This window comes from Actinoplanes sp. DH11 (assembly GCF_020873875.1).
GTDB lineage: Bacteria > Actinomycetota > Actinomycetes > Mycobacteriales > Micromonosporaceae > Actinoplanes.
Genome location: NZ_JAHWGU010000009.1, coordinates 103,197 through 117,146, shown reverse-complemented (window position 1 = coordinate 117,146; position 13,950 = coordinate 103,197). Strand labels below are relative to the sequence as shown.

Genomic DNA, 13,950 nt, shown 5'->3' with positions numbered 1-13,950 from the left:
GAGCGCCAGCCGGCAGCCGGCAGCCTCATCCCTGCTTGTGCTGCTGCTGTCGCTGCGCCAGACGTTCGCGTTGCGGGACGACGGTGTATTTCGGGTCCTCGGCCGACGCGATGCCGCCTTCGAAGATGCCGAACCGGGTCGCCAGGGAGGCGGCCAGCAGGGCGGCACCGGAGAGGGCGGAGACGACGCGGCTGCGCCGGCCCAGCAGGGCGCCCGCGGTGCCGAGGGCGGTCAGGGTCCGGCCGGCGCGGAGCAGCTTGCCCGGGCGGCCCTGGGTGTACGGCTCGCTGAGGATGCCCTTGCTCGTCTCCACCCGGTGCGCGCCGTAGAGCTCCATGGCCGCGCCGAGCACGGCCATCCGGCGGGCCGGCGCGCTCTCCCGCGGCGGCGCGGCGATCAGGCCGACGCCGGCGCCGCTGGCCAGGGCGCTGCCGGCGAAGACGAACGGCAGCTCCGGGTACGCGGCGTGCCAGCTCGGGGTGGCGGTGTCGGCGAGCAGGACCGCGGTGTAGGTGGCCAGCGCGGGCGCGGTGACGGCCGCCGCGTACTGGCCGGCGGTGCCGACCGGCCCCAGCAACCGGCCCAGCGGACGCGGCAGCAGCGGGGCGGCCTCGGCGACCGCGGCGGCGCCGGCGAACGCACCGAACCCGCTGAGGATCCAGGTGCCCATCGACATCGGCGAGGTCGGTTTCGCGACCCGCAGCATGTGGTGGAAGCGTTCCGGCCGGCCCAGGTCGTTGACGAGGAAGTAGGTGCTCGCGACCAGAGCCCCCAGCGCGGTGACCCGGCCGGCCCGGCGCAGCGCGGGACGGCCGGTGGCGTCGCCGCCCGCGGCCAGCATCGCGGAACCGGCGGCGAGGCCACCGGTGAACAGGTAGGCGGCGATGTCGTGGTGCCAGACGGCGGGACGGACGATGGGCCGGCCGTAATAGGAGCGGAAGTCCGCCCGGGGCACCATCGGCCGGTCCTTCATCGTCGCCCTCCCAGGAACGAGACGGCCACGGCGGCGGCCATCGCCAGTCCGGCCAATCCTGCCCGCTTCCACATCGCCGGCAGGTCGCGGGTGGCCACGATCGGGTCCGGCGGCAGGCCGTAGACCTCCGGCTCGTCGAGGAGCAGGAAGAACGCGCCGTCACCGCCGACGCCGTCGTCCGGGTCGTGGCCGTAGAGGCGGGCGCCCTGGTCCTTGAGTTTCTCCACGCGTTCGGCGGCGCGGGCGCGCAGCTCGTCGAGTTCGCCGTACTGGATGGACTGGGTGGGGCAGGCCTGCGCGCACGCCGGGGTGAGCCCGTCACCGATCCGGTCGTAGCAGAGCGTGCACTTCCACGCGCGGCCGTCGTCCTTACGCTGGTCGATGACGCCGTACGGGCAGGCGGGGATGCAGTAGCCGCAGCCGTTGCAGACGTCCTCCTGCACGACGACGGTCCCGAACTCGGTGCGGAACAGGGCGCCGGTGGGGCAGACGTCCAGGCAGCCGGCGTGGGTGCAGTGCTTGCACACGTTGGACATCATCAGCCAGCGGAAGTCGGTGCGCGGCGCGTCCGGGGTGCGGCCCGGCAGGTCGGTGCCGGGCATGCCGAGGAACTCCGGCTCCCGGGTCGTGCCGGCGCCGCCGCAACCGGCCTCGGCGAGGGCGTCGGAGCGACCGGCCGCCGCCTCCGCCAAGGCGTCGACCGGGCCGGCCGGGACGACCGCCGGCTGCTCGATGAAGGCCACGGCCCGCCACGAGTTGGCGCTCAGCCCGCCGGTGTTGTCGTACGAGTGGCCGAGCAGGTTGAACCCGTCGTCGGGGACGCCGTTCCACTCCTTGCAGGCCACCTCGCACGCCTTGCAGCCGATGCACACGCTGGTGTCGGTGAAGAAACCCATGCGGGGCGGCGCGTCGACGTATCCCGCGTCGGGCGCGGGGTCGAGCGGGCCGTAGAGGCTATTGGCTCCCATCCGCTCGCTTCCGGTAGTCGTTGACGAATGCGATTAGCGCCGGGCCGGTGGGGCGGCGGCCGGGCCGGATGTCGCAGGTGCCGACCTTGCTCTCCTGGATCAGCACGTTCGGGTCCAGGGTGATGCCGATCAGGTCGTTGGCGGAGTCGCCGGTGACCAGCCCTTCGTTGCCCCAGTGGTAGGGCAGCCAGAGCTGGTGCACGACCCGGCCGTCGATGCGCAGCGGCCGCAGCCGGTCGGTGACCATGACGCGGGCCTCGATGGCGGCGCGGGCTGTCACGATCGTCGCCCAGCCCAGGTGTTCCAGGCCGCGTTCGGCCGCGAGCTGCGGGGAGACCTCGACGAACATCTCCGGTTGCAGCTCGGACAGGTACGCCAGCTGCCGGCTCATGCCGCCCGCGGTGTGGTGCTCGGTGAGGCGGCTGGTGCTGAACACGTACGGGTAGACCGCCGACTGGCTCGGGTTCATCGGGTTGTCCGCGCGGTCGTACCGTTTGCGGGTCGGGTTCGCCTGCTGACCGTAGAGCGGGTTCGCGACCGCGGACTCCACCGGCTCGTAGTGCGTCGGCAGCGGGCCGTCGATCAGCCCGCTGGGCGCGTAGAGCCAGCCCTTCCCGTCGCCCTGCATGATGAACGCGTCGTCACCGGAGATCGCGGCCACGCCGGTGGCGCCTTCCGGGGGCCGGTAGGACGGCGGCTTGTTCTTCTCGAAGTCCGGCACGTCGTAACCGGTCCACTCGCCCTTGTCCGGGTCCCACCAGACGTACTTCTTCCGCTCCGACCAGGGCCGGCCCTCGGGGTCGGCGGAGGCCCGGTTGTAGAGGGTGCGCCGGTCCGCCGGCCACGCCCAGCCCCACTCGCGGGCCACCCAGTCCTGTTCCCGGCCGGGTTTGCGCCGGGCGGCCTGGTTCACGCCGTCCTTGAAGACCCCGGAGTAGATCCAGCAGCCGCACGCGGTGGAGCCGTCGGCCTTCAGCGACGCGAATCCGGGGACCAGCTCGCGATCGGCGGTGGTGTAGCCGTTGATCTCGCGCAGCACGTCCTCGCCGCTGGGCTCGTCGCCGTGCAGCGGATAGTCCCAGGTCAGGTTCAGCAGGCCCTGGTCGCGGTCCAGCGTGGACCCGGCCAGCCGCTCCCGCAGGCGGCGGCCGAGGTGGTAGAAGAACCACAGCTCCGAGCGGCAGTCGCCCGGCGGGTCGACGGCCTTCTCCCGCCACTGCAGCATCCGCTGGGTCTGGGTGAACGTGCCCTCCTTCTCGGCGTGTGAGGCCGCCGGCATGAAGAACACCTCGGTCCGGCACTCGGCGGGGATGATCTCGCCGGTGGCGACCTCGGGGCCGTCCTTCCAGAACGTCGCACTCTCGATCATGAACAGGTCGCGGACCACGAGCCAGTCCAGGTTCGCCATGCCGAGCCGCTGCGCCTTGCCGTGCGCCGAACCGACGGCCGGGTTCTGGCCGAGCAGGAAGTACCCCTTGATCTTGCCGTCGATCATGTCGAGGACCTGCTGGTAGGTGCCGTGGTCACCGGTGAGGCGCGGCAGCCAGCCGTACCCCCAGTCGTTGTCCTCGGTGGCCGCGTCGCCCCAGTAGGCCTTGAGCAGGCTCACCGCGTAGGCCTCGGCGTTGGCCCAGAAGCCCTTCTGCTCCGGGTTGCGGATGGCGTCCACCCAGTCCCGGAACGTCTCGTGCTGCTGGTGGTGCGGCATCGGCAGGTAGCCGGGCAGCAGGTTGAACAGCGTCGGGATGTCGGTGGAGCCCTGGATGCTGGCGTGTCCGCGCAGCGCCATCACGCCGCCGCCGGGCCGGCCCATGTTGCCCAGCAGCAGCTGGATGATCGCGCCGGTGCGGATGTACTGCACGCCGACGCTGTGCTGGGTCCAGCCGACCGAGTAGACGAGGGCGGTGGTGCGCTCCCGGCCGGAGTTCGACGTCCACGCCTCGCAGACCGACAGGAAGGCGTCCTGCGGCACGCCGCAGACCTGCTCCACCACCTCGGGGGTGTAGCGGGCGTAGTGCCGCTTGAGGATCTGGTAGACGCAGCGCGGGTCCCGCAACGTGAGGTCACGCGGGACGTCGGCCGGGATCGGCGGCCCGTGCGACTCCTGCTCGAGACCCGAGGCGGTCTCCCGGTCGGCGTGCGCCTCGTCCTCCTCCTGGCCCTCGGCGCGCTGACCGGCGTACTGCCAGCTCGTCTGGTCGTACACGTTGAGCTCGGTGTCGTAGCCGGAGAACAGGCCGTCCAGGTCCTCGGTGTCCTGGAACTCCTCACTGACGAGCATGGACGCGTTGGTGTACGCCACGACGTACTCCCGGAAGTCCTTCTCGTTGCTCAGGATGTAGTTGATCACCCCGCCGAGGAACGCGATGTCCGCACCCGCGCGCACCGCGACGAACTCGTCGGCGAGCGCACTGGTCCGGGTGAACCGCGGATCCACGTGAATGATCTTCGCACCGCGGTTCTTGGCCTCCACCACGTACTGGAAGCCCACCGGGTGGGCCTCCGCCATGTTGGAACCCTGGATGACGATGCAGTCGGCGTTAGCCAGATCCTGGAGGAATCCGGTGGCCCCGCCACGGCCGAAGCTGGTTCCCAGACCGGGAACGGTGGCGGAGTGTCAAATACGCGCCTGGTTCTCGATCTGGATGGCGCCCATCGCGGTGAACAACTTCTTGATCAGGTAGTTCTCTTCGTTGTCGAGCGTCGCGCCGCCGAGACTGGAGATGCCCAGCGTGCGGTTGAGGGGCCGGCCGTCCTCGTCGCGGTCCTCCCAGGTCTCCTCCCGGGCCGCCAGGACCCGGTCGGCGATCATGTCCATCGCCGTCTCGAGGTCCAGTTCCTCCCAGTCGGTGCCGTAGGGGCGCCGGTAGAGCACCTTCTTCTGCCGGCGATCGCTGGTGACCAGGCTCTTGCTGGCCGAACCCTTCGGGCAGAGCCGGCCCTTCGAGATCGGGCTGTCCGGGTCGCCCTCGATCTGGACGACCTCGCCGTCCTTCACGAAGATCCGCTGGCCGCAGCCGACCGCGCAGTAGGGACAGACCGACCGGGCCATCGAATCGGCGGTCTCGGTGCGCGCGGTCAGGTTCTTCGACCTCGCCGACTGCGAGGCGGCACCCCGGCCCAGCGGGTCCGTGCCGGTGAGTTGCCGGTAGACCGGCCACCCCTCGATCCACGTCCGCACACCCATGTGATCGACATTAACCCCCGCAGGAGTGGTCCGCACGTCGGCGCCCGTTGAAATGGCACTCGGGTGCCCACGATGATTTGGCACATGACGGCGCTCACCCACGGCTCCCCCCTCGCCCCCCGGCTGTTCGACGACGCCGCCGGGGGCGACGCCACCGCGCTGCGCCGGCTGTACCGGCTCGCTCCCGACGGCGAGGACGTGCAGCCGTGGGTCCTCGACGCGCTCCCGGTGCTGCTGCACGCCGACCCGCCACGCGCCGAGGTGGTGCGGCTGGTCGGCGACCTGGCCGGCGCCGACCGCACCTGGCAGATGAACGGCGTCACCGCGCGGGCCAAGCATCTGCTCGCGGCCGACGGGCGGCTCACCGCCCTGCTGTCCGACGACGACCCGGGGGTACGGGAGGCGGCCGCGTACGCCGTCCGTGCCGTCTACCGGCTCCTGCCCGACCTGCCACAGCTGCTCTGGGACCGGTTCGCCGCCGAACCCGACGCCCGGGTACGGCTCACCCTGCTGCGGTCCTGTGTGATCAGTGGGGTGCACGGCACGGGTTACGAGGCCACCAAGGCGGGTCTGGCCGCGGTCGCCGACACCGACCCCGATCTACGGGTACGGATCACCGCGCTCACCGAATTCATGGCCCTGCACCATTCGTCGCCGCAGCCGCCGGCGTTCGACGCCGGCAAGGCCCGGGACACGCTGCTGGCCGCCTACCGGGACGGACTGAACCGGGAACCGGCGCCGGTCGACGAGGTGACCGCGCCGCTGCGGGCCGGCGCGCGGATGGCGACCCGGCAGTGGACGCCCGGCTACCACCCGGTGGTCACCGCGGTCCGAGCCGGCTACCGCGACGACGCCGGCGCCCAGCTGTCGCTGCTGCACGACATGCTGGACATCGACGCCTGGGACGCGTGGCAGGACGCGCTCTACGAGGCACGGTCGGTGGTGCAGCGGCTGCGGGGGCCGTACACGCCCCTGGTGGACCGGGCCGCCGCGCTGCTGGGTGGCCCCGACCCGGTGGTGCGCACGGCGGCGATGCGGCTGCTGCTCGGCATCGGCGAGGTGGGCCGGCCGGCCGCGGACGCCGTCCACGCGGTGCTGCCGGACCCGAAGCGCTGGGTGGTGCGGGGCGAGATCGCGCCGGCCATCGAGATCCTGGCGATCCTGCGCGACGAACGGGTCCTGCCCATTCTGGAGCGGCTGCTCGACGAGGCGCCGGACGCGCGGGACCTGCATCAGCACATCGCGGGGTACGGGATCCGGGCGCGCCGGCTCGGCTTCACCCTGCGGCGCCGGTTGCGCGCCACCTCCTCCCCCGGCCCGCTGCCGGCCGGGTCGCCGCCAGCCGGTCTGCCGGCCGGGTCGTCGTCGGCCGGGTCGTCGCAGGCCGGTCTGCTGGAGGCGCTTGTCGCGGTGGCGCCGCAGGAGGCGGCCGATCACCTCGCCGGGGTGCCGATCGACGTGGCCGGTCTGGAGCTGCTGGCGCGCGCCGGCCGGACCGCCGCCGCCCGGATACCGGAGATCCACACCGCGCTGGACAGCACGGACGCCGTGCTGGCGCTCGCGGCGGCCCGGGCGATCTGGCTGGTGTCGGGTGACTCGAACGCGGCCGTGACCGTCTACGACCGCTACTTCGAGGACCCGGCGCACGCGGTGGCGGCGATCGACGGGCTGGCCGCGCTCGGCATCCGCGCCGCCGGCCACGCCACCCGGCTCACCAAGCGGCTGACCGGCCGGTCCGGCAACGAGGTGCGGGCCGCGGCCGCTTGCGCGCTGTGGCGGGTGGTCGGCAACCCGAGCGGCGCCCGGATGCTGGGCCGGGTCTGGGAGGAGTCGCCGCGGATCCGGCCGCGCATCGCCCGGCTCTGGGTGGAGATCGGCAACGCCGGCTACGCGGTCCGGCACGCCGAGTCGGAGCTGGCGATCCCGGTGCGGCACAACGCCAGCAACCTGGGCCTCTCCCCGTCCGAGATCAACGTGGACGAGCAGTTGCTGGCCGACTGTCGCCAGGTGATCGCCCAGAACCGGACCGAGCCGAGGCCGCCGCGCCGGTTCTTCTGACCCGGCCGTCGCGCCGGTTTCCGACCCGGGCCGCATCGGTTCTTCCGACCCGGCCTCCCATCGGCTGAAATGAGGATTCCTCGCGTCCGGTCGCGGGGGCAGAATCCTGCGCCATGGACTCGTCATTGACGACCGTCGGTCTCCCCGTCGCGCTCGGGATCATCATGCTCGGCCTGGGTCTCGGCCTGACCGTCGCCGACTTCCGCCGCGTCGTGAACTATCCGCGGGCGGCCCTGATCGCGCTCGGCTGCCAGGTGTTGCTGCTCCCCGCGCTCTGCTTCGGACTGGTCGTCGCGCTCGACCTGCGCCCCGAACTCGCGGTCGGCATGATGCTGCTCGCGGCGTCGCCGGGCGGCACCACGGCCAACCTCTACAGTCACCTGTTCGGCGGGCACGTGGCGCTCAACGTGACGCTGACCGCCGTCAACTCGGTGCTCGCGGTCGTCACCCTGCCGGTGATCGTGAACCTGTCGGCCGCGCACTTCCTCGCCGGCAGCGGGTCCATCGGCCTGCAGTTCGACAAGGTGCTGCAGGTCTTCGCGATCGTGCTGCTCCCGGTCGCCGCCGGCATGGCGCTGCGGGCCCGCTTCCCGGGCCTCGCCGACCGGCTGGCGCGGCCGGTCAAGATCCTGTCGGTCGTGGTGCTGATCGCGGTGATCGCCGGGACGGTCCTCAAGGAGCGCGACAACATCGCGGACTACGTCGTCGCCGTCGGCATCGCGGTCCTCGTCTTCAACGTGGCCAGCCTGACCATCGGGTACGTCGCGCCGCGGTCGGCGGGCGTGGGCCGGCGCGAGTCGATCGCCGTCGGCATGGAGATCGGCATCCACAACAGCACTCTGGCGATCGCGATCGCCGTCAGCCCCGCCCTGCTCAACAGCACCGAGATGGCGATCCCCGCGGCGGTGTACGGCATCGTCATGTTCTTCACCGCCGCCGCCTTCGGGTTCCTGGTCACCCGGCGGGCGTCCCCGGCCGATCCGGCGGCCGGGCCGGGAGAGACATCGGTGGATACCATCCGGTCATGAATCCCCTGCGCTGGCCGCTGTGGCTACGCTGCCAGATCACCGGCTTCCTCTGGAGCGGCCTGATGTACGGCCTCGGCGGCGACCGTCCGCACACCTGGTTCGGGGTCGGGCCGTACCTGGTCATGGGCGTGGTGTTCGGTCTGGCGCTCTGGGGTGTCACCCGGGTGCACGTGCGCAGGCTGTTCGGCGACCTCAGCGGCGCCGAGCGGGAGACGGTGATCGAGGCGGTCCGCACCGCACGGCCGCCGGCCGATCCGCGGCTCGGTGACGCGGCGACCCGGGTGGCGCGGCACTGGGCCAGGCCGCGACTGCGACCCGTACCGCACGCCCTGTTCTTCGGGTTCTTCGTCGTGCTCTCGATCTGGCTCGGGTTCGCCGTGACGCCGTGGGCCTGGCTCGGTGTGGTGCTCTGGCCCCTGGCGGCCTGGTATTCGTGGCGCGGCGAACAGCGGGAACAGCGCACCGGCGAGCGTTTCCTGGACGCGGTGTCCTGAGGCCACGCGCCCTCAGCCCGGCAGCGGCCCCAGATGCCGGGCGACCCGGGAGCGCAGCAGCTCGTACTCCTCGGCGCGCCGCCGCGGCCGACCCGGCGGCCGTTCGACGACCCGGGCCGCCGTGATGGTCTGCCCGCGCCGGAACTGCTCCCGAGTCAGATCGATCTCCAGACCGCCGGGCAGCCGGTTCCACCAGTGAAAGCCGTGCCGCTCGCCGTCCAGGTGCACCTCCCCGAGCACCAGGTCGCCGCCGAGCAGGTCGTTGAGCAGCAGCGCGGTGATGTCGCAGTGCCCCCAGGCCGGGTTGCCGGGCTCCCAGGCGGCACGTTCCACATCGTCCGGGGAGCAGGTGTCCGCGGCCCAGCCGGCGCGCACGGCCGTCTCGATCTCGCTCAAGGTCCACGTGGGCATGGCCGCGATTATGCCGCCGCCGGCCGGCTCGGGCGGCCCGGCCTCCGCAGGTCAGTCGTGGCGGCCGGCTGCGGGCGGCTGCTCCGGCCCCGGGCCGGGCTGCGCGGCCTCCCGCTGTTGCTCCTGCCGCTGCTTCTCCGCGTACGCCTGGGCCTCCTCGGCGCTGCCGCTGGCCTTGATGGCCTCGCGCACGTGCGGCGGCGGGATCCGGCGCGCCCGGTACGCCTCGGCCGCCTCCCGTTCCGCAGCGGCGAACATCCGGTCGCGGGCGGCGTGTTCCGCCGCGCTGGGCAGATGCTCGCCGACCTCGTCGTGGACGCGGGCGCTGATCTCGGCGGTGCGGGCGATCGCCTCCGCGGTCCTCGCCAGATCGTCGAACGGTAGGTCCTGGCGGCTGTCGTCACTGTCCATGCCCTGACTATGGCCGCTGCCCGCCCCCGCCGGTAGTCGGCAGGCCGCCGGTCAGCCCGCCGACGTGGTTTTGAGCATCTCCACGGCGGTGCGGCCGGGTTCGGTGTGCGCGACGGCCTCGCGGACAACCGCGTAGATGGACCGAATCGGGGTGGGGCGGACCACCCGGACGACGGCGACGCCCGGTGGCGGCTGGGCGGCGCCGATGCTGGGCAGGACGGTGATGCCGATGCCGGCGGCCACGAAGGCGAGCGCCGCCCGGTAGTCGTGGGCCTCGACGTGGAAGGCGGGCCGGAAGCCGGCGGCGGCGCACGCGTCGAGCAGCACGCGGCGGCACCAGCCGCGGGCGAAGTCGTTGTCGACCCAGCGCTCCGACTCCAGGTCGGCCAGCTCGGTCCCGGCCGCGCCGGCGAGCCGGTGGCCGGCGGGGACGGCCACGACATACGGGTCGTCGCGCAGGTGGTGGACCGCCACGCCGGGGCCGGCGAGCAGGTCGCCGCGGGCGACGGTGAGGTGGATGTCGGCGCGCTCGTCGAGCTGGTCCGGGGCGTCGTCGCTGAGGCGCAGGTCCAGCCGCAGCCCCGGGAAGTCGTGGGTGAGCCGGCGGACCAGCGGTGGCAGCCAGACGGTGCCGGCGGAGGCGAAGTAGGCGATCGACAGCGAGCCGGTGCGACCGGACCGCAGGTCGGCGACGAGGGTCTCGGTGGCGCCGAGGCGGGCGAGCAGACCGTCGGCCTCGGCGGCCAGGACCAGGCCGGCCGGGGTGGGACGCAGGCCACGACCGGCGCGTTCGAGCAGGGTGAGGCCGGTCTCACGCTGCAGGGCGGTGAGGTGCTGGCTGACCGCGGACGGCGTGTAGCCGAGGTTGCTGGCGGCGGCGTGCACGCTGCCGCTCGCGACGACGGAGCGGAAGATGCGCAGTCGGTGCAGATCCAGCATGACCGGACCATACAGTGCGACTGAACAGTACGGAAGAAATGCGAACTGGTGCTGAAGAGTCCTGGTGCCGAGGATGTCATCATGGTTCCCGCACCCAGATCACTCCCGTTCGTGGCGGCCGGCATCACCGTGCTGCTCTGGGCCTCGGCGTTCGTCGGTGTCCGCGCCGTCGGCCACGACTACTCCCCCGGCGCGCTCGCGCTCGGCCGACAACTCGCCGGCACGGCCGCGCTGACCCTGGTCGTGCTGCTGCGACCGTCCCGGCCCGCGCTGCCACGGGGGCGTGTGCTGGCCGGGGTCCTGACCTGGGGCGTGGCCTGGTTCGGGCTCTACAACCTGGCGCTGAACACCGCGGAACGGCACCTGGACGCCGGCACCACGGCCCTGCTGGTCAACCTGGCGCCGGTGCTGATCGGCGTGCTCGCCGGCCTGCTGCTCGGTGAGGGCTTCCCGCGGCGGCTGATGATAGGCATGGGGATCGCGTTCGCCGGCGTGCTGCTGATCGCCACGACCACCGGTTCCGGCCACCGTGACCTCACCGGGGTGCTGCTCGGGCTGGCGGCTGCGCTGCTCTACGCGGTCGGCGCGACCGCGCAGAAACGGCTGCTGACCCGGGTCGACCCGATGACGATGACGTGGCTGGGCTGCGTCGCCGGCACGGTCTTCTGCCTGCCCTTCGCCCCGGACCTGATCGGTACGCTGCCGGACGCGCCCGCCTCGTCCACCCTGGGCCTGCTCTACCTGGGCGTGTTCCCCACCGCGATCGCGTTCCTGACCTGGGGGTACGCGCTGTCCCACTTCCCGGCCGGCCGGTTGGCCGCGACCACGTACGCCATCCCGCCCCTGGTGGTCCTGCTCTCCTGGACGCTGCTCGGCGAGGTGCCGGCGCCGCTGGCCTTCGCCGGTGGGGCGCTGTGCCTGACCGGGGTCGCGTTCGCCACGATCCGGCGCCGGCCGGCTCAGCTCTCCAGCAGCCGCCGACCGGCTCAGCTCTCCGGCGGCCGCTGACCGGCTCAGCTCTTCAGCAGCGGCGCCGTCACGTCGACCCGGTTCGTCCACACTCCGCCGGACCAGCCCGCCGGGATCTCCGCGACGTCGGCGGGCGCGTCGAACCCGGCGGAGAAGTCGCCGCCGTCGGCAACCAGGATCACCCGGGTTCCGGCCTCGGACATCCGGTCGGTGAACCGCAGCGGCCAGCCCCACAACCAGCGGCCGTAACGCGCCGGCAGATGCAGCTGCGTGTTGCGGCAGGCCGCCGGGACGTGACCGGTCCAGCCCATGGCCGCGTACCGGATCAGGCAGCTCTCCATCATCGCCTTCGACGTGGCTCGCACACCGGGCAGCGCCGCGGTGAACGCCGCGACGGCACGGTCCTCGCCGTAGACGGTCAGCTGGTCACGGCGCTGCTGCGGCTCCCGCTCCAGCAGCGCCGCGAGGGCCTGCCCATCGGCCGCCTGGTCGTTCTTCAGATGGATCAGCAGCTCCCGGTCGCCGAACGCGGCGAGCACCTCCGGCGCCGACGGCATCAGCCCGGCACCACGGCCGCGGAACGGGTGGGTGGCGCCGCCGTCGGCGGTGTACCCGTAACCCAGGTCGAGTTCACGAAGCTCGGCCATGGTGTACTCGGCGACGGTGCCACGCCCGTCGGTGCGACACTCCAGCGTGGTGTCGTGGAAGACGGCGAGCTGCCCGTCCCGGGTCAGCTTCACATCGAACTCCACGACGTCCGCGCCCGCGTCGAACGCCGCCCGCATCGACTCAAGCGTGTTCTCCAGGTAGGGGTGCTCGGGCTCGTGGATGATCTGCGCGGTGCAGGTGTCCGCGGCCACCCGCGCCACGTCGAAGGTCTGCGCGAGACCCCGGTGTGCCAGCACCAGCGGCGGCTCCCGGCCGTCGGTGCCGGTCAGCGTGGAGTTGTTGCCGGCCCACAGGGCGGCGGAGGCGGCCAGCAGCACCGCGAGCGGGACACCCAGCCGTCGCACAATTTTCCGCATCGCGACATGGTGCCATCGATGCGTGGTCCAAGATGTCCCGATGCGGATCTCGATGGTGGTGGCTCAGGTGCCGGTGGTGTGGGATGTGGACGCGAACCTGCGGCAGGTGCGCGACGTCCTCGCCGCGGCGCGGCCCGGCGACGTGGTGGTCTTTCCGGAGGGCATGATCTCGGGGTACGGGGAAAGCCTCACGCCCCTCTCGTCACTGCCGCCCGCCGTGGTCGACGACGCCGTCACCCGGGTCGGGCGGCTCGCCCGGGACGCCGGCGTGGAGGTGTTCTGCGGTTCGCTGCTGCCGGTGCCGGGCGGCTGGTGCAACGCGGCCCTGCACTTCCCGGCCACCGGCGCCCATCGCGTCTACCAGAAGATCAACCTGGCGATGAACGAACGCGGCCTGCTGGAACCCGGCACATCCCTGCCCACGTTCCCGCTCGCCGCCGGAGTGGCCGGCGTGCAACTGTGCCGGGAGATCCGGTTCCCCGAGCAGTGGCAGCACCTGGCCGCGGCCGGCGCGCAGATGTTCGTCTACCTGACCAACGCGGCGAACACCCGGGAGGTGCCGGGCGTCTGGCGCAGCCACCTGATCAGCCGGGCCGCCGAGAACCAGCGGTTCGTGGTGGCGTCCAACGTGGCAGATCCGGACCAGCACTGCCCGAGCATGGTGGTGTCACCCCGCGGCGAGGTCCTCGGCGAACTCCCGCCGGGCGCGCCCGGCCTGCTGCGGCAGGAGATCGACCTGTCCGAGGCCGGCGACTGGTATCTGAACCAGCGCCGCCGCGACGTGCTGTCGGTGGAATACCACCCCGCCGGCGGAACGGCCCGGACCTGCCCGACGGAGGCGTAGCCAGCGCTCCCTGGCCGGGTTCACCGTCTCGTGACGCCGTAGCCACCCCCGCACCCGGCTGTCACGCACGGCTGGACAAAACGGGCGGCCAACAGCCGTGGGTGACAGCTGGGTGTGGGTGCGGTTCATAGGCCGACGGGCTCCAGCTCCGCCAGTGGTCCAGGTCCCGGTCGGTGGCGACGTCCGCGGGTGTGCCGCACCGAGGCCCTTGCCCGAGAGATGGTGCGTTACTCGGGGCCGTCCTGCAGCGCGCGGACCTCGATGCGCGACCCGGTGGCGGCCGAGCACTGCTCCGCCCAGTTGAGAGCCGCTTCCCGGTCCGGCGCGTTGATGATCCAGAAGCCGCCGACGTACTGCGAGGCCTCCACGAACGGGCCGTCGATGTGCTTCGGCTCGGCGCCGGTGGCGTCGACGGTGACCGCGGTCGCCGGCGGGTGCAGCCCGCCGGCGTGCACGAAGGCGCCGGCTTCCTGCAGCGCCGTGTTCAAGCGGCCGACGGCGGCGATCGCGGCCTCCAGCTCGGCCGGGTCCATCGACGCCATCGTCGGCGCCTCGGACGTGTCGTGCGGGACGGTCAGAAAGTACTGCGTCATGGCACGGTTCCTGTTCTGTCGCGGTCGGGTGGGTCGAACCGGCGGGCGCT

General features: G+C 72.5%; 13 protein-coding genes. 5 read left to right on the top strand and 8 right to left on the bottom strand.

The window, feature by feature from the left end; translation table 11 throughout:
• Positions 1-25: 25 nt before the first annotated feature.
• The 3 genes from nrfD to fdh are packed head-to-tail and all read right to left on the bottom strand — an operon-like array spanning position 26 to position 5,128.
• The gene (gene nrfD, locus LPA41_RS15320; protein WP_229071045.1) at positions 26-973 is read right to left on the bottom strand and encodes an NrfD/PsrC family molybdoenzyme membrane anchor subunit; all 948 of its coding nucleotides are present in this window, start codon (positions 971-973) and stop codon (positions 26-28) included.
• A complete protein-coding gene (locus tag LPA41_RS15315) occupies positions 970-1,941 on the bottom strand; it encodes a 4Fe-4S dicluster domain-containing protein (RefSeq protein ID WP_229071044.1) in 972 nt (323 codons plus the stop codon). Before LPA41_RS15315 ends, nrfD begins: the two co-directional genes overlap by 4 nt.
• A complete protein-coding gene (gene fdh, locus LPA41_RS15310) occupies positions 1,928-5,128 on the bottom strand; it encodes a formate dehydrogenase (RefSeq protein WP_255689733.1) in 3,201 nt (1,066 codons plus the stop codon). The genes LPA41_RS15315 and fdh overlap by 14 nt, the downstream gene beginning before the upstream one ends.
• A gap of 84 nt (positions 5,129-5,212) precedes the next feature.
• Between fdh and LPA41_RS15305 the strand changes: the two genes are divergently transcribed.
• The 3 genes from LPA41_RS15305 to LPA41_RS15295 all read left to right on the top strand — a co-directional run bounded on the left by LPA41_RS15305 (position 5,213) and on the right by LPA41_RS15295 (position 8,708).
• Entirely contained in the window at positions 5,213-7,186 is a 1,974-nt protein-coding gene (locus tag LPA41_RS15305) for a HEAT repeat domain-containing protein (protein ID WP_229071043.1), read from the top strand.
• 113 nt (positions 7,187-7,299) lie between these two features.
• Positions 7,300-8,214, top strand: coding sequence for a bile acid:sodium symporter family protein (locus tag LPA41_RS15300; RefSeq protein ID WP_229071042.1), 915 nt, complete (start codon positions 7,300-7,302; stop codon positions 8,212-8,214).
• Positions 8,211-8,708, top strand: a complete 498-nt coding sequence (locus tag LPA41_RS15295) for a hypothetical protein (protein WP_229071041.1) — start codon at positions 8,211-8,213, stop codon at positions 8,706-8,708. The genes LPA41_RS15300 and LPA41_RS15295 overlap by 4 nt, the downstream gene beginning before the upstream one ends.
• Before the next feature lie 12 nt (positions 8,709-8,720).
• Here LPA41_RS15295 and LPA41_RS15290 read toward each other — a convergent pair whose 3' ends face one another.
• The 3 genes from LPA41_RS15290 to LPA41_RS15280 are packed head-to-tail and all read right to left on the bottom strand — an operon-like array spanning position 8,721 to position 10,469.
• Entirely contained in the window at positions 8,721-9,119 is a 399-nt protein-coding gene (locus LPA41_RS15290; protein ID WP_229071040.1) for a hypothetical protein, read from the bottom strand.
• A 51-nt stretch (positions 9,120-9,170) separates the two neighbouring features.
• Positions 9,171-9,530, bottom strand: coding sequence for a hypothetical protein (locus tag LPA41_RS15285; RefSeq protein WP_229071039.1), 360 nt, complete (start codon positions 9,528-9,530; stop codon positions 9,171-9,173).
• Between the two features lie 51 nt (positions 9,531-9,581).
• Positions 9,582-10,469 (bottom strand): LysR family transcriptional regulator, encoded by an 888-nt coding sequence (locus LPA41_RS15280; RefSeq protein ID WP_229071038.1) that lies wholly within the window; start codon positions 10,467-10,469, stop codon positions 9,582-9,584.
• 81 nt (positions 10,470-10,550) lie between these two features.
• Here LPA41_RS15280 and LPA41_RS15275 point away from each other — a divergent pair, with 81 nt between their 5' ends.
• Entirely contained in the window at positions 10,551-11,477 is a 927-nt protein-coding gene (locus LPA41_RS15275; protein ID WP_229071037.1) for a DMT family transporter, read from the top strand.
• A gap of 5 nt (positions 11,478-11,482) precedes the next feature.
• On the opposite strand, the gene LPA41_RS15270 is transcribed toward LPA41_RS15275, so the two are convergent.
• Positions 11,483-12,463, bottom strand: a complete 981-nt coding sequence (locus LPA41_RS15270) for a glycerophosphodiester phosphodiesterase family protein (RefSeq protein ID WP_229071036.1) — start codon at positions 12,461-12,463, stop codon at positions 11,483-11,485.
• Between the two features lie 40 nt (positions 12,464-12,503).
• Between LPA41_RS15270 and LPA41_RS15265 the strand changes: the two genes are divergently transcribed.
• Positions 12,504-13,307, top strand: a complete 804-nt coding sequence (locus LPA41_RS15265) for a carbon-nitrogen hydrolase family protein (RefSeq protein ID WP_229071035.1) — start codon at positions 12,504-12,506, stop codon at positions 13,305-13,307.
• A gap of 227 nt (positions 13,308-13,534) precedes the next feature.
• Here LPA41_RS15265 and LPA41_RS15260 read toward each other — a convergent pair whose 3' ends face one another.
• The gene (locus LPA41_RS15260; protein ID WP_229071034.1) at positions 13,535-13,900 is read right to left on the bottom strand and encodes a YciI family protein; all 366 of its coding nucleotides are present in this window, start codon (positions 13,898-13,900) and stop codon (positions 13,535-13,537) included.
• Positions 13,901-13,950 lie beyond the last annotated feature (50 nt).